The following is an 18693-nucleotide window of genomic DNA, read 5'->3' on the forward strand; positions in this document are numbered from 1 at the left end:
GTATACATAGTAAACGCCCGGCATCGGCCGGGCTCGAAGGCATGACCGAAACGGATCGGAAGGGTCGGATGATGGCCACGAGAAGCCGCGCACTGGGCGCCGGCGTTGCTGCGGTACTGGCCGTAGGCCTGGTCGCCGGCTGCGGGGGCGAGTCCTCCGAGGCCGAGGGCACCGAGGCCGGCGCCAAGAGCGGCGGCACCCTGCGGGCCGCCTTCGCCGGCGGGGCGTCGGAGACGCTGAACTACCTGCAGGGGCCCACGGCGCTGGACTACGTGCGGGCCAAGCTGGTGCACGCGCCGCTGTGCGAGCTGGACACCGAGGCCGAGAACGGCGTCTCCTACGGCGTTCTGGAGACCATCGAGGTCTCGGACGATCTCGGCGAATACGCGCTGAAGGTGCGCAGCGGCGTCAAGTTCACCGACGGGTCCGACCTGACCAGCAAGGACGTGCTGTACTCGCTGCAGGCGCCGGCCCTGCTGCAGGGCCTGCCGTTCACCCAGCTGGTGTCCCGCGGATTCGACCTGAAGAACGCGAGCGCCCCCGACGCGTTGACGGTCGTGCTCCCGACGCTCTCGCCGATCGCCGACGGGCGTGACCTGATCTGCCAGAGCATGCTGGCCATCAAGGACGGCACGAAGGAGTTCACTCCCGAGACGCCCTCGTCCGGTCCGTTCAGCATCACCGCCTTCGAACCGGGGCGCTCCACCACGCTCGAGCGCAGCGACTCCTACTACGGCCAGGCCCCCACGCTGGACTCGATCGAGCTGGTCTCGATCGCCGACCCCACCGCCCGGGTGAACGCCCTGCAGCAGGGCCAGGTCGACTACATCAGCGGTGTCGCCCCGGCCCAGGCCAAGACGCTGGAGAGCGGGGACGGCGTCACCGTCACCTCCAGCGAACTGCCCTACGCCTCGTACCTGCAGTTCGGCATGAACCCGCAGGCCGAGCCGTTCAGCGATGTCAGGGTGCGCCAGGCCTTCAAACTCGCCGTCGACCGGGAACGGATCGTCGAGAACGTCTACTTCGGGCGGGCATTCGTGGGCAACGACGTGCCCGGCCTCGGCTTCCCCAACTACGACACCGAGCTCGAGCAGCGCGCCCACGACCCGGAGAAGGCCAAGGAGTTGCTCGCCGAAGCCGGGGCCGAAGGGATCGAGGTCGAACTGACCGCCGGACCGGAGATGCCGGGCATGCTCGAGACCGCCACCCTCATCGTCGAGGACCTCAAGGCCGTCGGCGTGAAGGCCACGCTCAAGGAACTGCCCGCCGGTCAGTTGTTCGCCGACTACCCGGCCTACCAGAAGCTCCCGTTCAAGGCCGGATACAACCCGCCCGCCACCTTCGAGCCCAACCACGTCCCGGGGGCCTTCCCCGAGGTGGACGCCCTGGTGGCCGAGGCCCGCAGCGCGACCTCGCCCGAGGCCCGGCTCCAGGCTTCGCACGAGGCCCAGAAACTGCTGTGGGAAGAGGGCAACCAGATCGGCGCGGTCTTCGTGCCCAGCATCAGCGCCGCCCGCAACGGAGTCAGCGGCGTGCGAGAGCTGCAGTTCCCCGACCTCTCCCAGGCAACCGTCTCCGAATGAGCCTGCCCCAGTGGATCGCGGTGAGGGTCGCCACCGGTGCGGCGACTCTCACTGCGCTCTGCGCCCTGGTGTTCTGGGCCACCGAGGTCCTGCCCGGTGATGCGGTCGGCGCAGTTTCGGGCCCAGGGGCAACGGACGCCGAGCGCGCGGCAGTGCGCTCGGCTCTCGGTCTCGATCGGCCGGCTCCAGAGCGGTTCTTCGAGTGGGCCGGGGGAGCGTTGCAGGGAGACTTCGGCACGTCGCTGGTGTCGGGTCGGGACGTCGGTGAGGTCCTGGCCGATCGGGCCGGAGCCAGCCTGGCCGTTCTGGTGCCCGCGGCCGTGCTCATCCTGGTGTTCGCCGGAGGGCTGGGCGTCCTGGCCGGCGTACGGGCCGGGAGCCGCCTGGACAAGATCCTGTCCGGATCGACGCTGGGCCTGATCGGCACCCCGGACTTCCTCATCGCCACGGCCCTGCTCCTGTTGTTCACGCTGTGGTGGCCGGTGCTTCCGGCCGTGGCAGTCGTGCCCCTGGGTGAATCGCTGTGGCAGCACCCCGACGTGATCGTCCTGCCCGCTCTGGCTCTTGCTCTTGGAGGCTTCGGCTCGACCATGCGTCTGCTGCGGGCCTGCGTGGCTCAGGCCACCCGCAGCCCCTACGCAGAGTTCGCTCGCCTCAACGGCATCCGGGGCCCGCGTTACCTGCGCACGGTCGTGTCCAACGCCGCCGGGCCCGCTGTCCACGCCTTCTCGGTGATGACCGCGGGTCTGCTCGGAGGCGGGATCGTGGTGGAGACCCTGTTCAACCTCCCGGGCCTGGGCTACGAACTCACCCGGGCGGTCGGCACCCGCGACGTGCCCCTGGTTCAGGGGATCAGCCTGGTCCTGGGCGCCGCCACGCTGCTGATCCTGCTCGGCGGGGACATCGTCGCCCGGCTGCTCACCCGCCGTACCGTGGAGACGAGCTCATGAACCGCTGGCTGCCGACCGTGGCGGTGGGGTTGCTGGCCCTGATCGGGCCGTGGCTCGTCGGTGGAAGCATTTCGGCGCCGGTCGCACCGCCCTTTGTGGCGGCCGGTGACGAGCATCTGCTGGGTACCGACGTACTGGGCCGCGACGTGCTCGACCGGGTGCTGGCCGGGGGACGTGCGCTGGTGCTGCAGGCGGCGGGCGCGACCCTGCTCGGCAGTGCCGTCGGCCTGGCGCTGGGCATCACCATTGCCCTCACCCGAGCCCGGTTCGTGCTGCGCATCGTGGACGCCTTCGCCGCCGTACCCGCCCTGCTGCTTCTTCTCCTGCTGGCCTCCGGCTTCAGTGGCAGCGACACCGCCGTGGCGCTGGCCATCGCTCTGGTGAGCGTGCCGTTCTCCGTGCGGGTCATTCACGAACGCGTTGCCCAGCTGGCCACAACCGACTACGTGCAGGACGCGCAGGCCCGGGGCGACAGCACCCTCGTGCTGATCCGTCACGACATCCTGCCGGGACTGGCCCCGGTCGCCCTGGCCGAGAGCGGCATCCGGTTCGTCGCCGCCACCCAGTTGGCCGCCACGGCCGGATTCCTCGGGCTGGGAGCCGGTGCCCCGGCCGCCAACTGGGGCCGCATGGTCCGCGAGAACAGCACCGGCCTGACGATGAACCCGCTTCCCGTGATCGTCCCCGCCGCCCTGCTCGTCGTGCTCGCCGTCGGAGTGACCCTCGTGCTCGACCGGGCGGCGGGGCTTCGGGCCGGCGGGGTGGAGCAGACGGGGCACCTGACATGACCCTCGCCACCGTAAGAGGACTGAGCGCGTGTGCCCCGGACGGGACCACCGTGCTTGAAGGCGTTGATCTGGAGCTCCGGCCGGGCACCGTCACCGCTGTCGTCGGCGAATCCGGCGCCGGGAAGACCACCCTGGCACTCGCTCTACTGGGCCATCTGGGCCCGGGGCTGAGAGTCACCGGTGGCCAGGTGCGGGTGGCCGGGCGGGACCCGTTCGCGGCCTCGGACCGGAAGGTGTTGCGCGGCCGGATCACCGGCTACCTGCCCCAGGACCCGGCCAGCGCGCTCGACCCGCAGCGCCGGATCGGAGCCCAACTACTGACCGCTTCTCGGATCGCCCATCCCGGCGAGCAGCATCAGGAACGCGTACGCCAGGCGGCCGAGGCCGCCGCGCTCGACGTGGACCTGTTACGGCGCCATCCGAACAGCCTGTCCGGCGGTCAGGCCCAACGGGCCCTGCTGGCCTGGACCTTCGTCACCCGGCCCCAGCTGCTGATCCTGGACGAGCCGACCAGCGGCCTGGACGCCGCCACCGCAGCGAGGGTGCACCGGGCCTTCACCACCCTGCCCTGGGCGCCCGCAGTTCTGGTGATCAGCCACGACCGCGCGCTGATCAGCAAGGCGGCCGACGAGGTGAAGGAGATGAGAAACGGGCGGTGGGTGTCGCGGCCATCGCCGCCCGCCCCACTGGTCGCGGCGAAGGTCGCTCAGCAGGGGCCCGGAAAGGCGCATCTGCTGGTTACGGGCCTGACCCTGCACCGTGGTGGCCGTCCTGTGCTCACCGCGGCCGATCTTCAACTGGGTCGCGGCGAAATGGTTGCAGTGCAGGGAGTCTCCGGTACCGGCAAGACCTCCCTGGCTCGCGCGCTGGCCGGTCTCGCTCCTCCCACCTCCGGCTCCTTGTTGCTTGATGGCCAGGCACTCGACTGGGACGCCGCAACCCGCGCTCGCAAACGTCAGCCATTCATCGCCTACGTCGGCCAGGACGCCCGCGCAGCCCTCAATCCTCACGAAACCGTCGACCGCACCCTGCACCGAGCCACGTCCGCAGCCGCCCGAGCAGGACGAAAGGCCGACACCGAACCGGCCGAACTGCTCAAGCACCTGGCTCTTTCCGAAGAGATCAGCCGGCGCACCCCGGACGAGCTCAGCGGTGGGCAAAGACATCGTCTGGCCCTGGCGCGGGCGCTGGCGGCCGCCCCCGACGTGCTGATCGCCGACGAGACCCTGGCCGCGCTGGATCACGCCACGATCGAGCATGTGCTGGACGCCCTGCAGAACTGGCGCGAAAGCCATGGCATTCCCATGCTCCTGATCACTCACTCGGAGCGCGTTGCGGCGAGCGCCGACCGTGTTCTCACCATCTCCGGAGGCCGACTTCGATGAAAGCGTCCGAACTGCTCCGGCCGGTCCGGGGCGCCCTGGCCGCGGCCGTGGCGCTCCAGGCCCTGGCCAGCGCCCTGGTGCTGGTGCCGCTCATCGTCCTGATCCGCTTCGCCCAGGCCGCCTTGGACGAAGATCCGCTACCCGGAAGCACTCTGGTCGCTGCTGCGGTCATCGCCACGATCGGGGCGGCGCTGCTGTCGGCCGCAGCCACCGTGCTCACCCACCGGGCCGACGCCGACCTGACCTACCAGTTGCGTGAGCAGATGGCCGAGACCATCCGCCGGGCTCCGCTTCCCACTGTCACCGGCACCGGTGCGGCCCGGATCAAGAAGGTGGTGCAGGACGACACCGAAGCCCTGCACTACCTGGTCGGGCACACCCTGCTCGACGTCACCGGCTTCGTGGTCACCCCGGTCGTCGGGCTGGTGGTACTGGCCGTCTTCGACTGGAAACTGGCCCTGATCGGCATCGTGCCGCTGGCCCTGGGCATCACCTGGTACCTGAAGGCATTGAACGCCTCCGGCGGAGGGTTCGCCGAGTTCGGGCGCACCCAGCAGGAAATAGGCACCGCCGTGGTCGACTACGTGCAGGGCCTGCCCAGCGCCAAGGTCTACGGCGGGGCCGGGGGAGCGCGTACTCGCTACCTCGACGCCACCAACGCCTTTCACGACTTCTTCCGAAGTTGGTCTCGGAGTACAGCAGCTGTGACCACAGCATCCTGGCTCGTCGTGGCTCCCGGTCTGACCGCCGCCGGGTTTGCCCTGATCGGCTGGGCCGGAATGGAACTGGGCTGGGTCGGCCCGGGCGGGCTGGTGGCCGGGGTGCTGCTGGGCCCGGCGATCGGGGCTCCGGTGGCCGTGATCGGGTCAAGGCTGCAGGCGGTGCGCTCCGGGTTGGCCGCAGCTGCGTCCATCGGCGATTTCCTGGGGCAGGAACGTCTGGTCTGGGGCAGCGAGCAGGCGAAGGGTGCGTTGCGGCTGGAGCAGGTGAGTCACCGTTACGACGGTGAGCGCGCGGCTTTGGAGAACGTCAGCCTGGACCTGCCCGAGCGCGGGCTCATCGCGCTGGTCGGAGCATCCGGCAGCGGCAAGAGCACGATCGCGGCACTGCTGGCCCGGTTCACTGACCCCACTGAAGGACGGGTGTTGCTGGGTGGGGTGGATCTGCGCAAGTTGTCGGAGCAGCACCTTTACGAACGGATCGGTTTCGTCTTCCAGGACACTGCTCTGCGGCGGGCCACGGTCCGCGACAATCTGACGGGCGGCGGCGAGGTCCCGGACGAGACGGTGATCGAAGCATCCCGAAAATCACTGATCCATAACGAGATCCAGGCCCTGCCCGACGGGTACGACACGGTGCTCGGGGCGGATTCCGAGCTGTCCGGTGGGCAGCGGCAGCGGGTGTGCCTGGCCCGGGCATTCCTGCGGGCGCCCGATGTTCTGGTGCTGGACGAGGCTCTGTCGGCGGTTGATGCGCGCACCCGATCCGGCCTGGTGCAGACCCTGCGTTCCGAGGCTCAGGAACGGGCCGTGCTGCTGATCGCGCACCAGATGCAGCTGGTACGCGAGGCCGACCTGATCGTGGTGCTGGAGCAGGGACGCGTGGCCGGCCTCGGGTCCCACGACCAGCTGGCCCTCACCTGCCCGGCCTACCAGGCCCTGCTCACCGACGACGAATCCGGCGCCCACGGGGCGATCCCGGCAGGGAGCCACAGCTGATGCTGCGCAAATTACTGGCCATTCTCCCCGAGCGCGAACGACGCAGTCTGCGCGCGCTGGTCGGCTGGCTCACCGCGGCTGCCGTCCTGCACGGAATCGCTCTGGGCCTGACCGGCCTGCTGATCGCGAACCTGCTCGACCCGGGGGAGACGGCCGCCCCGGCCGGTATTGCCCTGGGAGTGGTCACCCTGGCCTTCGTAGTGGTCCAGTGGATCGCCCAGATGATCGCCTTCCGGGTGGGCAGTGAGACCGCCCGGGCCCTGCACACCGAACTCGGCGAGCACGTGGCCCGGCTCCCCCTGGGCTGGTTCACCGCCACCCGTCAGGCCGAGGTGATCGGCTCGGCCACAGGCGGAATCACGTCACTGATGTCCTACCCGGCGCTACTGCTGCGCCCGGCCCTGACCGCCGTGATCACCCCGATCAGCGCCGCGGCCACGCTGGCCCTGCTCGACTGGCGCTACACCCTGGCCGCGCTCGGAGCGGCCGCGATCAGCTGGTGGGTGAGCCGCTTCAGCACCCTGAAGGCAGCCGAGGTGGACCATCGCCGCCACGAGACCTCGGCCGAGGGCACGAGCCGCCTGCTCGAGTACGCAACCCGGCAACCCCTGATCCGGACTGACAGCGCCTGGGCTCCCACCCCGTCCAAAAGCAGTGATCTTCACCGTGCTCTCGCCGAGGTCCACCGAGCCGGTCGGCGTTCGGCGACCACCGTCGTCCCCGGTTTGCTGCTTTTCGGAGTCACTCTCAACGCGCTCTTCGCCGGTCTCATCGCCCTCGGTCTGGCCTGGACCGGCAACGAGGGCAGTGCCGTGTTCATCGGTGTCGTCGTGGTTCTGGCCCGGCTCAGCGCCATCGCCTCGACCGGCGCCGAACTGGCCGCTGGCCTGCGCCTGCAGCAGGGCGCCCTCACGCGGCTGACCGACATTCTGACCAGTCCGCCCCTGGCTGTGGAAAACATCGAAAAGCACTACAGCCAAGAGTTTGTGGACGTCTGTCAGGTCACCTTCGGGTACGGCGGGACCCCGGTCCTGAGTGACGTCAGCCTCACCCTGCCCCAGCGAGGGCTCACCGCACTGGTCGGGCCATCAGGCGCGGGCAAGACCACCCTGATCCGCCTGCTCGCCCGCTTCTGGGACCCGACCACTGGTTCCGTTCAGCGCAATGGCGAGGATCTGCGCGCCCTTTCGGCCGACGACCTCTACGCCGGTATCGGCGCGGTGCTGCAGGAAGACTACCTGCTCGACACCACCCTGGGCGAGAACATCCGCGCCGGCCGCCCTGAGGCCAACGACGCTGAAGTGGCCCAGGCCGTGGAGGCCGCCGGGCTCACTGACCTGGTCGCCGAAATCGGTCTTGATGCGCCGGTCGGGCCCGGCGGCAGCAAACTGTCCGGTGGGCAACGGCAACGGGTCTGCGTGGCCCGCGCTCTGCTGAAGTCAGCCCCGCTGACCCTGATGGACGAGGCAACCTCGGCCCTGGACCCGCAGAACCGCCGCCTGATCACCGAAACCGCCTATCGGCTTGCCCAGAACGGCAGCGTGGTCCTGGTCGCCCACGACCTGGACACGATCCGCCGGGCCGACCAGATCCTGGTGCTGGACCAGGGGCGGATCGTGCAGCGGGGCAGGCATGAAGAACTGACCGTGGAGGACGGGCTGTATCAGCGATTGCTGCATCAGCACAGCCGGTGAGCGTCTTCGCCGAGTCACCCGTTCAGATCGGAGCGATCCGGTCGAACAGACTCCGGGCGACCTCGAGCACCAGATCGCGGTCGTAGGTGATCACGCACTCGAAACGACGATCGCGGTCCGGTCCGCCGTCGCCGAGATCCTTGGCCACGAGCGCTCCGCTGAAGTGCGGGCCGATGACGGCCACCACCCATTCCCCGGCCAGACGGTCGTCGCTGCGCAGATCGGCGCCCCGGACGCCGGGGACGGGCGCCGCTCCCATACCGGCGCCCAGCGCGGCCACGAAAGCGCACTTCTGAGAGAGCTTCTCGTAGCGGCTCGCGGTGTAGGGGGTGAAGTGCGCGACGTCCTCGAAGGCAGACAGCAGCACCGGTGTGCTGTCGCCCAGGCCGTGATTCTCCAGGTATTGGCTCATCGGCAGCAGCAGGTCCTTGGTGCTGATGCGGGCCGGGCGGACATCACGAACCGCCTCGAAAGGGGTTGCCGGTGGGCAGTGGTGCCCGCGGGTGAAGGACAGGTCGTGCTGGGGGACGGGATGGCGATCGGGCAACGGGCCCGGACGTCCGAGCAGCCAGCCCTGCCCCAGAGTCGCTCCCATGGCCAGGGCCCGGGAGCGGTGCTGCTCGGTCTCGATGCCCTCGGCGAGCACGATCGCGCCGGTGCGCTCGGCCTGGGCGATGACCGCGTTGATCACGGCCGCGATCTCGGCGGTGGTGTTCTGCTGGATCAGCCGCAGATCCAGCTTGATCACGTCCGGCTCGATGAACGGCATCAGGGCCAGCGAGGCCGGATCGGCCCCCACGTCGTCCAGCGCCACTCCCCATCCGGCCTGGCGGACCTCGCGGACCGCGGCGAACAGGCCGGCCGGATCGGCCACCAGGGCGCGTTCGGTGATCTCGACGACTACTTGAAGACGTGTGCGGGCCTGGTCGCGTACCTGCGCCAGCGGACCGGGCCAGGGCACGTGCAGCCAGGCCGGCTCGGCGTTGATGAACAGGGGGACGGAGGCCGGCAGCCTGCGCTCGAGGGCCCCGGTCATGGCCGCGGCCTGACAGGCGAGGTCCAGATCGGCCTCGCAGTCGTTGCGGCGGGCCCAGGCGAACAGTTCGGCCGGGCTCTCCAGCGGGGTTCCGCCCTCGCCGCGGGCCAGCGCCTCGTAGGCGACCACCTCGCCGCTGCGCAGGTCGACGATGGGCTGGTACACCGATCGCACCGTCGGCAGACCCGTTCCGGCCGTTGGGGCAGGCCCAGCCAGGTCGGAACGCGTCACCGTGCCCGTATCGGCAGGATCCTCGGCCGTCTTGAGTCTGCGATGTCGGGCAGGCCCAGACCTTTAGGGCCGAGTTGGACGTTGGTCAGTCGAAGGGTTCGTAGCAGTCGAACGTCTCGTGCTCGGTCACCTGAGCGTCCTGCACCGTGAGCAGCGCGGCAACGTGCGCGGTCAGGTGCTGCCCGGCGCGGAAAGGCCCAGCGTCGGAGGCGATGACACCGCGCCAGATGGCCCGCACCGTCACCCGTGGGCCCGCTGCGAGTACCTCGTGCACCTCGAAGACCTGTTGCGACAACAGGGCTTTGCCTGCCCGGAAGCCTGCGAGGGTGGCTTCGAGATCTCGGGTGGCGCCCCGCGGGGTGAGCGCGTTGGGGTGCTCGACGACCTTCACGGCCGGGGACAGCAGTACGCGAAGGTCGTCCTCGGTGGAGGAGAGGTCGGAGACCACGGCGTAGTAGCGCCGCGCGACGGTTCCGGGATCGGTGGCGGTCTGCGGGGTTGCCATGTCAGCCACGATACACAACCATGGTTGTGTGTTGGAAGAGCCGCTCCCCGAACTCGACATGTCCTCGGCCCTCACCCTGCTGGGCGATGCCGTCACCGGCCAGGTGCTCGAGACGCTGCGGGGCACGGGCCTGCGCCCGGGCCACGGCTATCTGATCCAGCGGCTGCTGGCGGGCCCGGCCACCGCGACCGAGATCGCCGAGGAGCTCGGCATCACCCAGCAGGCGGTCTCCAAGGTGCTGAAGGAACTCGTCGCGCTCGGCCACGTCGAGCCGGCCGTCGACCCGGCCAACCGCCGGCGACGCCCCGTCGCCCTGACCGCAACCGGCCGCAGTGCCGTCGAGGCCACGCGGCGCACCCGGGCCGAGATCGATGCGCGCCTGCGGGAAGCCCTGACTCCGGAAGGCTTCGAGACCACCATGGCCGCCCTCAACATCGCCTTGGAGACGCTGGGGCTGGGTGAACGGGTCCGGCGACGTACGGTCCAGCCGCCCGGCGGAACCATGTAGGTGCGTGGGCTACCGCGGCCCGGTCGCGCCGGCCAGGTTGTCGTCCGAGCCGGCATCGAGGTACGTGCCGTGCCCCTCGACCACCAGGCCCCCTCGAAGCGCAGCACCTCGCAGACCAGGCCGCCCTTGTGGTTGCGGTAGTGGATCACGATCGTCGAGATCCCGGCGTACACCCCGACGACCTCGAAGCGCAGGTCGGGAATGAGCTGCAGGCCCCGGGTCCAGTAGGCGCGTAACGCGCTCTTGCCGCGCAGCACCCCGTCACAGTCGTCGAAGAGCTGAGCAGCGACGGGCGACGTGAACACGACGTCCTGGGCGAAGTGGCTGAGCACCGCCTCGACGTCGTGGGCGTTCCAGGCGTCGACCCAGGCCCGGGCGAAGGTCTGTGGCTCCGGAAGCGTCATGAACCGCATCATGCCGCCTCGGCCTGAGCCCGAGGGCCCGGATCCCGGACCTGTCCGGTTTGCGTGGGAGGATCGCCCGGACCATCGGTGCTCGAAGGAGATCTTGTGAACGTCAGGCGTGTCGCGCTGTCACTGGCTGTTGTAGCGATCAGCGTCGGCGTCTTCGGGGTCGTCGGCAGCCAGTGGCGTTCCGGCAGTGACGTCCAGGCCAAGGTGGTCAGCGGCGAGGAGGCGGTCGCGGCCGGCCCGGCCGACGTGACCAGCAGCTACGACGAGATCCCGGAAGAGGCGGTGGACGAGGACGGTTACGCCCTGCCCGGCCTGCAGTTCGGCATGCTCACCAAGGTCGCGCAGAAAGACGGCAAGGTGCAGCTCACGGTGCAGGAGGCCGAGTTCTACACCGGCAAGGCGGCGGCGACGATCAACGGTGGGGTCGTCCCGCCGAACAGCTACCTGATCGCCGAGGACGGGAGCTCCGCCGAGACCGAGTACGTCCTGGCCGAGGACGCGAGCCTGGTCGGGATCAACATGCTGATCGACGACCCCTCCGTGGTCGAGCGCCAGAACATCACCCGCGAGCAGCTGGTCGAGAACTTCAGGCGCGGCGACGGCCAGAGGGTGCCGGTCTGGGTGCGCCACCCCGATCCCGAGTTCGAGGACGGGCCGGTCACGGCGCTGGCCGAGCAGTACATCCCCTGAGCTCAGGCGGCCGGCTTGACCACGATCCCGTCCTCGTCGCTGAACAGCAGGTCGCCGGGACGGAAGGTGACGGTGCCGAAGATGACGTCGACGTCCCGCTCGCCGGCGCCGGTCTTGCCGCTCTTGCGGGGGTTGGAGCCGAGCGCCTTGATGCCGATGCCGACTCCCCGCAGGATCGCCACGTCGCGTACGCACCCGTGGACGACCACGCCGGCCCAGCCGTTGGACTCCGCGATCCGGGCGATCATGTCGCCCATCAGGGCGCAGGCCCGGGAGCCCTGACCGTCCACCACCAGCACCCGGCCCTGCCCCGGCTCGGAGAGCACCGACCGCAGCAGCGCGTTGTCCTCGTGGCAACTCAGGGTGGCGATCGGGCCGCTGAAGCTGGTGTGGGCGCCGTACTGCAGGAACGGGGTCTCACAGGACTGCAGGAGCTCGCCGTGCTCGTCCCACAGGTCGGCGGTGGCCGTCATCTCCGGTCTCCCTCTTCGTGGTCGATGGGGTCAGGGCCGCTCAGCTGCCGGGCGGCCTGGGCGCCGAGGCTGGTGTCGATGTGCTGGTGCATCACCTCGGCCGCGCCTTCGCGGTCACCGGCGATGACGCAGTCGAGAAGCGCCCGGTGCTCGGCCGCCTTGGCCTCCTGGGCCGCCCGCCCCCGGCCGGGTTGCAGGGCCATCCGCCGGAAACGGTCGGCCTTGGTCCACAGACCTTCCAGGGTGCTGATCAGTATTTCGTTGTGCGAGGCGAAATAGATCGCTGCGTGGAAGCGACGGTGCCGGGCGAGCTGGCCCTGGCTCGGGTCGGCCGGCAGGGGTTCCAGATCTTCGTAGGCGGCCCGCATCACCGCGATGTCGGAGCGGGTGCGCCGCTCGGCCGCCAGTGATGCGGCCAGCGGGTCCAGACTGCGGCGGATCTCCAGCAGATCACGCGCCTCCTCGGCGGACAAGGGGGTGACCCGGCCGTCGCGGTGGGCGCCCAGCTCGACCAGGCCCTCGCCCCGCAGACGGCGTAGCGCCTCCCGCAACGGAGTGGTGCTCAGACCGATCTGCGCGGCCAGAGAGGCCTGGTTCAGGATCTGGCCCGGCTCCAGCCGCCCGTCGAGAATCATCTCGCGGACCCGGTCGTAGGCGAAGTCGCTCTTGGTGCCGGACGGCCGTCCGAGCTCGGTCATGATCGCCTCACGATCGCCAGGATATAACGAGAGCGGACCGCTGGGCAGGCAGAAATCTGTTCCGATGAAACGGGATTTGGGTCCGCGCTCCTGTGTCAGAAGGGTCAGAAGCTTGCAGGTTATAATCTATGACGCCGTCCTCTCCGACTTATGGAAAGAGGCCTGGGTATGGCGCGCGGCATCAGCGGCAAAGACGCCTTCGACACCCGGCGCGAGCTCGTCGGCGCCGGGCGGAGCTGGTCGATCCACGACCTGACCCGGCTGGACAGCGAGCACCTGCCCTACAGCCTGAAGATCCTGCTGGAGAGCCTGCTGCGGCACCAGCCGGCCGGACAGGCGGTCGGACAGGTGGAGGCGTTGCTGGGGTGGCGGGCACATACCGAGCCGGCCGGGGCGGTGGACCTGTACCCGGGGCGGTTGTTCCTGCACGACACCAACGGCGTGCCCACCCTGGTCGACCTGGCCGGGATGCGCGACGCGGTGGCCGATCTCGGGCTCGACCCGGCGCTGGTCAACCCGATGATCCCGGCCCAGCTGGTGGCCGACCACTCGGTGATCGCCGAGGCGTTCGCCCGGCCCGGCGCGCGGCAGCTGAACGTGCAGATCGAGTACCGGCGCAACCGCGAGCGTTACCGGTTCCTGAAGTGGGGGCAGGCCGCGCTGCCGGACTTCGTGGTGGTGCCGCCCGGCACCGGGATCATGCACCAGGTCAACATCGAGTACCTGGCGCAGGTCGTGGTGGATGCGGGGGAGTGGGCCTACCCGGACGTGTGCCTGGGCACCGACTCGCACACCACCATGGTCAACGGCCTGGGGGTGCTGGGCTGGGGCATCGGCGGGATCGAGGGCGAGGCGGTGCTGCTGGGCCAGCCGTTGTCGCTGCCCCTGCCGCCGGTGGTCGGTTTCCGGCTGGAAGGTGAACTGCCGCCGGGCAGTACGAGCACCGACCTGGTGCTCACGGTCACCCAGATGCTGCGCCGGCACGGGGTGGTGGGCAAGTTCGTCGAGTTCGTCGGGCCGGGGGTGAGCGGCCTGACCGTGGCCGACCGGGCCACCATCGCGAACATGGGTCCCGAATACGGCTCCACGGCAGCCATGTTCGCCATCGACGACGAAACCCTGCGCTACCTGCGGATGACCGGCCGCAGCGCCGCGCACGTGGACCTGGTGGAGCGCTACGCCAAGGAGCAGGGGCTGTGGTTCGAGCCCGGCTCGCCCGTGCGCTACAGCGAGGACATCACCCTCGACCTGTCCACCGTGGAGGCGTCACTGGCCGGCCCACGCCGGCCGCAGGACAGGGTGGCGCTGAGTTCTTCCCAGAAGGCGTTCGCCACCGAGGTGGGCGATGAGCGCCACCGCAGCACGATCGTCCTCGATCAGAAAGAACACGAAATTGAGGACGGGGCGGTCGCCATCGCGGCGATCACGTCGTGCACGAACACCTCGAACCCCTCGGTGATGGTCGCCGCCGGCCTCCTGGCCCGCAATGCGGTTCGGCGCGGGCTGACTTCCAAACCCTGGGTCAAGACCACGCTTTCGCCGGGTTCCCGGGTGGTCATGGACTACTACGCCGCCGCCGGGCTCACCGGGGACCTGGAGCAACTGGGCTTCCACCTGACCGGGTTCGGCTGCATGACCTGCATCGGCGCCTCCGGGCCGCTGATCCCCGAGGTGTCGGGAGCCGCGCACGAGGGTGTCCGGGTGGTGTCGGTGCTCTCCGGCAATCGCAACTTCGAGGGCCGGATCAACCCCGACGTGCCCCTGAACTACCTGGCCTCACCGCCGCTGGTGGTGGCCTACGCCCTGGCCGGCACGATGGACCGCGACCTGACCGCCGAACCGCTCGGCACCGGCACCGACGGCGAACCCGTCTATCTGCGCGACATCTGGCCCACCGAGGCCGAGGTGCAGCAGGTCATCGGCGCCAGCATCGACGCCGACATGTTCACCGGCGCCTACGCGAGCGTCTTCGACGGCGGCGCCGAGTGGCAGGCGCTGCCCGCGCAGGCCTCGACCACCTTCGACTGGGACCCGGACTCCAGCTACGTGCGCCGCCCGCCCCACCTCGACGGTTTCACCGAACAGCCCCGGCCGGTCGGTGACATCCACGGCGCCCGGGTCCTGGTGAAGCTCGGCGACTCGGTCACCACCGACCACATCTCCCCGGCCGGTGCGATCCCCACCTCCACCGTGGCCGGGCGCTACCTGGCCGGGCTCGGCCACCAGCCGTCCGAGTTCAACACCTACGCCTCCCGTCGCGGCAACCACGAGGTGATGGTGCGGGGCACCTTCGCCAACGTCCGGCTGCGCAACGAGCTGGTCGCCCCCACCGTGGGCGGGGTGACCAGGTGCTTCGCCCGCGACGGTGAGGTGCTGCCGGTCTACGAGGCCGCCCGGGCCTACCAGCAGGACGCCACCCCGCTGGTGGTGCTGGCCGGAAAGGAGTACGGCAGCGGCAGTTCCCGTGACTGGGCCGCCAAAGGCCCGGCGCTGCTGGGGGTGCGGGCCGTGCTGGCCCAGTCGTTCGAGCGCATCCACCGCTCGAACCTGATCGGGATGGGCATTCTGCCCCTGGAGTTCCGGCCCGGGCAGAACGCCCAGACGCTCGGTCTGAGCGGCGAGGAGGAGTTCGACGTGCTCGGCCTGGAACCGCTGGGCCGGGGGGTGCGACCGGAACACGTCACCGTGCGGGCCGGTTCGCACACCTTCGAGATGATTGTGCGCCTCGACACCCCCCGCGAGGTCGACTACTACCGGCACGGCGGGATCATGCCCTACGTGCTCCGCTCGATGCTGGCCCGGCAATGATGGGGGCATGGCAACGCAACACCAGGCCTGGATCACGCCCCGGGCCGACGAGCCCCTGCGGAGGCTGAGCCGCTTCGACGGCACCACCTTCCACCCGGTCGAGCCGGGCAGCGTCAAGGCCGGCTTCGTCCACGTGTTCGTGCACGGCTGGCAGCCCGGCTTCTGGCTGCAGGAACGCTTCCACGCCGTGGGTGACCTGGTCAGCGCCCTGCCCGCCTGGGACCCGCGGCTGATCGACCCGACCGGGCGCACGCTCAGCTCGTACTACCTGCAGTTGCTGGAGGCCCTGGCCGGCCTGGGGCCCGAGCACTGCGTGCTGCACTACTCGTGGCTGGACGAGTCGGCCACCGACGCCGAACTGTTCCTGGCCTACCGTTCGCGTCAGGCCACCCAGATCAACGGCCGCCGGCTCGCCCTGGCCCTGCAGCAGGCCCTGCATCAGACGGGGAGCGAGCCGGACGCCCGGATCCAGCTGATCGGGCACAGCCACGGCAGCGCCGTCGCCGTGCACGCCGCCGCGGCCCTGGAGAAGGGGCCCGAACAGGTGACGTTGCTCGACGCCCCGGAGAACCGGCTGTCCCGGCTGAGCGGGGCGGCCAACCTGATGGACGTGGTGCTGCCGCGCCTCACGCCGGGGCGTACCGAGGGGCGGACGTTCGTCGACTCGTACTCGTCCGTCTTCGGCAGCCCCTACCACCGCATGCCCGGCCTGTCCGGGGTGGTCGACGTCATGCTCACCCCCGGCAACGCCCCCAGCCACCACGTGGTGCGCGCGGTCAACGCCGCCCACCTGTACGCGGTGGACTGGTACGCCCGCTCGGTGCGCGAGGCCACCCGCGGCGTGGGTTACGGCTGGTCACCGCTGGCCGGCGCCGCCGTGGCCCGCCTGCACCCGGCCTACCGCTCGCTGTGGCCCCTGCGTCCCCTGGAACTGACCCGCATGCCCGAGGTGGCCTGGAAGCCCTGGGAGCGGCGGATCGAGGCCCGGGCCGTCCGGCGGGGTCGGATCACCGGGGCCGAGCTGCAGCTGGATCCGGCCCGGCCGACCGCTGCCATGATCCTCAGCAGTCTGCCCGGCGACGGGCTGATCGAGTTCGACGTGGAGGTGGAGGGCGGCGACGGCAGCGAGCAGGTGCAGCTCGACCTGGACGCGATCACCGTCTACGTGGCCCAGGCCCGCTACCCGGTTCCGCCGTCCGGGCGGTACGTGATGCTGGCCGACGGCCGCCCGGGCGACCATCTGCTCACCGCCCGGCTGGTGGTGGGCGACCCCGACTCGCAGGTGAAGGTCAGGGTCACGAACGTCACCATCGTCTCCTGGCCCGCGGCCGCCCCCGGCTTCACCTTCCGCCGCCTGGCCTGGACCACGTTCACCTCCGGCGCGCTCAGCGGCAGCGTGGCGACGGTGCTGGTGGGCGCCGGTCTGGCCGGGCTCCGGCGGCGGCTGCGGGGGCGCAGCCAGGGGTGACGGCCGACCCGCGTTGCCAAGACCATGATCATGGTGCTGAAGTTCAGCCGACAGACAGACCAGGACGGGACAGAAACATGACTTCGGGTACCTCGGCCACCGGCGACACGGCGGCGGCACGGCAGGCCATCGACGAGGGGCGCACCGCGCTGGGTATCGAGCTGGGCTCGACGCGGATCAAGGCCACGCTGATCGACGAGTCCGGCCGGGCCCTGGCCTCCGGCTCCTCGACCTGGGAGAACCAGTTCGTCGAGGGGCTGTGGACGTACTCGCTGGAGGCCGTGCACGCCGGCCTGCGCGAGGCCTACGCCGACCTGACGGCCGAGGTCGCCCGGGCCTACGGAGTGACCCCGAGCACCTACGGCTCGCTCGGCGTCTCGGCGATGATGCACGGCTACCTCGCCTTCGACGCCGACGGTGAGCTGCTGGTGCCGTTCCGGACCTGGCGCAACACCAACACCGGGCCCGCGGCCGAGACGCTCTCGCAGTCGTTCGGGGTCAACATCCCGCTGCGCTGGTCGGTGGCGCACTACTTCCAGGCCCTGCTCGACAGCGAGGCCCACGTGGCCCGGGTGAGCTCGCTCACCACCCTGGCCGGCTACGTGCACAAGCTGCTCTCCGGCCAGAACGTGCTGGGCGTCGGCGACGCCTCCGGCATGTTCCCGATCGACGCCGCCACCGGTGGCTACGACGCCACGCTGCTGCAGCGCTTCGACGAGCTGGCCTCGGCGAAGGGCGCCCCGACCGGCCTGCTCGAACTGCTGCCGCCCGTGCTCCCGGCCGGGGCCGAGGCCGGCACCCTGACCGCCGAGGGCGCGGCCGTGCTCGACCCCAGCGGCACCCTGCAGCCGGGCGCCCCGCTGTGCCCGCCCGAGGGCGACGCCGGCACCGGCATGGTGGCCACCAACGCTGTGGCCAAGCGCACCGGCAACGTCAGTGCCGGCACCAGCATCTTCGCCATGGTGGTGCTGGAGCGCCCGCTGGCCAACATGCACCACGAGATCGACGTGGTCACCACCCCCGAGGGCCTGCCGGTGGCGATGGTGCACTGCAACAACGGCTCCAGCGAACTGGGCGCCTGGGGGGGCATCTTCGCCGAGTTCGCGGCCGCCCTGGGCGTCAAGGCCGAGTCCGACCAGATCTTCGGGGCGGTGCTCGGCAACGCGCTGGAGGCCGGTGACGGCGCCGACGGCCTGCTCGCCTACAACCTGCTCTCCGGCGAGCCGATCGCCGGAACCGACGAAGGACGTCCGTTGTTCGTGCGGACCCCCGGATCCCGGCTCACGCTGGCCGGTTTCGGGCGGGCGCAGCTGTACGGCGTGTTCGCCACGCTGAGCCTGGGCATGCGCATCCTGGCCTCCGAGGGCGTCGCGGTGGACACGATGTTCGCGCACGGCGGCCTGTTCCGCACCGGCGGTGTGGCCCAGCGGGTGCTCGCCGCCGCGGTCGGCTCCCCGGTGGCCGTGGGCGAGGGCGCCGGCGAGGGTGGCTCGTGGGGCATCGCCCTGCTGGCCGCCTACACCCGCGCGGTCAAGGACGGCTCGGCGGCCGGCCGTGACCTCGGAACCTGGCTGAACGAGACGGTTTTCGCCGCCACCGCGGTCGAGCCGGTGACGCCGTCGGAGCAGGACGTGGCCGACTACGCCGCCTACCTCGAGCGCTGGCAGGCCGGTCTGGCCGTGCAGCACGCGGCCATCAAGGCCATCAGCTGACCTGATCCGCCGGCACTGAGGGAGGGCACCGTG

Annotated in this window: 15 protein-coding genes and 1 pseudogene; 11 read left to right on the plus strand and 5 right to left on the minus strand. The window is 70.4% G+C overall.

All coding sequences use genetic code 11. From position 1 onward, the window contains the following. Positions 1-68: 68 nt before the first annotated feature. The 6 genes from LWF15_RS21215 to LWF15_RS21240 are packed head-to-tail and all read left to right on the plus strand — an operon-like array spanning position 69 to position 8118. Complete coding sequence (locus tag LWF15_RS21215; RefSeq protein ID WP_408623696.1) at positions 69-1583, plus strand: ABC transporter substrate-binding protein; 1515 nt, start codon at positions 69-71, stop codon at positions 1581-1583. Continuing rightward, positions 1580-2533 (plus strand): ABC transporter permease, encoded by a 954-nt coding sequence (locus LWF15_RS21220; RefSeq protein WP_232812621.1) that lies wholly within the window; start codon positions 1580-1582, stop codon positions 2531-2533. The genes LWF15_RS21215 and LWF15_RS21220 overlap by 4 nt, the downstream gene beginning before the upstream one ends. Next, positions 2530-3321: an ABC transporter permease gene (locus tag LWF15_RS21225; protein ID WP_232812622.1), complete on the plus strand. Its 792-nt coding sequence runs from the start codon at positions 2530-2532 to the stop codon at positions 3319-3321. Before LWF15_RS21220 ends, LWF15_RS21225 begins: the two co-directional genes overlap by 4 nt. Continuing rightward, the gene (locus LWF15_RS21230; RefSeq protein WP_232812623.1) at positions 3318-4706 is read left to right on the plus strand and encodes an ABC transporter ATP-binding protein; all 1389 of its coding nucleotides are present in this window, start codon (positions 3318-3320) and stop codon (positions 4704-4706) included. The genes LWF15_RS21225 and LWF15_RS21230 overlap by 4 nt, the downstream gene beginning before the upstream one ends. Then, on the plus strand, positions 4703-6424 hold the full coding sequence (locus LWF15_RS21235) for an ABC transporter ATP-binding protein (RefSeq protein WP_232812624.1): 1722 nt from the start codon (positions 4703-4705) through the stop codon (positions 6422-6424). Before LWF15_RS21230 ends, LWF15_RS21235 begins: the two co-directional genes overlap by 4 nt. Next, positions 6424-8118, plus strand: a complete 1695-nt coding sequence (locus LWF15_RS21240) for an ABC transporter ATP-binding protein (protein ID WP_232812625.1) — start codon at positions 6424-6426, stop codon at positions 8116-8118. Before LWF15_RS21235 ends, LWF15_RS21240 begins: the two co-directional genes overlap by 1 nt. Before the next feature lie 22 nt (positions 8119-8140). Here LWF15_RS21240 and LWF15_RS21245 read toward each other — a convergent pair whose 3' ends face one another. Beyond that, on the minus strand, positions 8141-9319 hold the full coding sequence (locus tag LWF15_RS21245) for a sensor domain-containing phosphodiesterase (RefSeq protein WP_232812626.1): 1179 nt from the start codon (positions 9317-9319) through the stop codon (positions 8141-8143). A gap of 151 nt (positions 9320-9470) precedes the next feature. Beyond that, positions 9471-9890 carry a nuclear transport factor 2 family protein gene (locus tag LWF15_RS21250; RefSeq protein WP_232812627.1) on the minus strand — a complete coding sequence of 140 codons (420 nt, stop codon included), beginning with the start codon at positions 9888-9890 and terminating at the stop codon, positions 9471-9473. Positions 9891-9921: 31 nt separating this feature from the next. Between LWF15_RS21250 and LWF15_RS21255 the strand changes: the two genes are divergently transcribed. Beyond that, a complete protein-coding gene (locus LWF15_RS21255) occupies positions 9922-10398 on the plus strand; it encodes a MarR family winged helix-turn-helix transcriptional regulator (protein ID WP_232812628.1) in 477 nt (158 codons plus the stop codon). Between the two features lie 9 nt (positions 10399-10407). On the opposite strand, the pseudogene LWF15_RS38180 reads toward LWF15_RS21255, so the two are convergent. Next, positions 10408-10802, minus strand: a pseudogene (locus LWF15_RS38180) (nuclear transport factor 2 family protein). Between the two features lie 105 nt (positions 10803-10907). Here LWF15_RS38180 and LWF15_RS21260 point away from each other — a divergent pair. Further along, on the plus strand, positions 10908-11501 hold the full coding sequence (locus tag LWF15_RS21260) for a hypothetical protein (RefSeq protein WP_232812629.1): 594 nt from the start codon (positions 10908-10910) through the stop codon (positions 11499-11501). 2 nt (positions 11502-11503) lie between these two features. Here LWF15_RS21260 and rraA read toward each other — a convergent pair whose 3' ends face one another. Both rraA and LWF15_RS21270 read right to left on the minus strand, forming a co-directional pair. After that, on the minus strand, positions 11504-11974 hold the full coding sequence (rraA, locus tag LWF15_RS21265; RefSeq protein ID WP_232812630.1) for a ribonuclease E activity regulator RraA: 471 nt from the start codon (positions 11972-11974) through the stop codon (positions 11504-11506). After that, entirely contained in the window at positions 11971-12672 is a 702-nt protein-coding gene (locus LWF15_RS21270; protein WP_232812631.1) for a GntR family transcriptional regulator, read from the minus strand. Before LWF15_RS21270 ends, rraA begins: the two co-directional genes overlap by 4 nt. 168 nt (positions 12673-12840) lie before the next feature. Between LWF15_RS21270 and acnA the strand changes: the two genes are divergently transcribed. The 3 genes from acnA to LWF15_RS21285 all read left to right on the plus strand — a co-directional run bounded on the left by acnA (position 12841) and on the right by LWF15_RS21285 (position 18660). Next, positions 12841-15480, plus strand: a complete 2640-nt coding sequence (gene acnA, locus LWF15_RS21275) for an aconitate hydratase AcnA (protein WP_232812632.1) — start codon at positions 12841-12843, stop codon at positions 15478-15480. Positions 15481-15487: 7 nt separating this feature from the next. Beyond that, positions 15488-16948, plus strand: coding sequence for a hypothetical protein (locus tag LWF15_RS21280; RefSeq protein ID WP_232812633.1), 1461 nt, complete (start codon positions 15488-15490; stop codon positions 16946-16948). Between the two features lie 77 nt (positions 16949-17025). Continuing rightward, positions 17026-18660 carry an FGGY-family carbohydrate kinase gene (locus tag LWF15_RS21285; RefSeq protein WP_232812634.1) on the plus strand — a complete coding sequence of 545 codons (1635 nt, stop codon included), beginning with the start codon at positions 17026-17028 and terminating at the stop codon, positions 18658-18660. Positions 18661-18693 lie beyond the last annotated feature (33 nt).

This window comes from Kineosporia rhizophila (assembly GCF_021277265.1).
Classification (GTDB): Bacteria; Actinomycetota; Actinomycetes; order Actinomycetales; family Kineosporiaceae; genus Kineosporia; species Kineosporia rhizophila.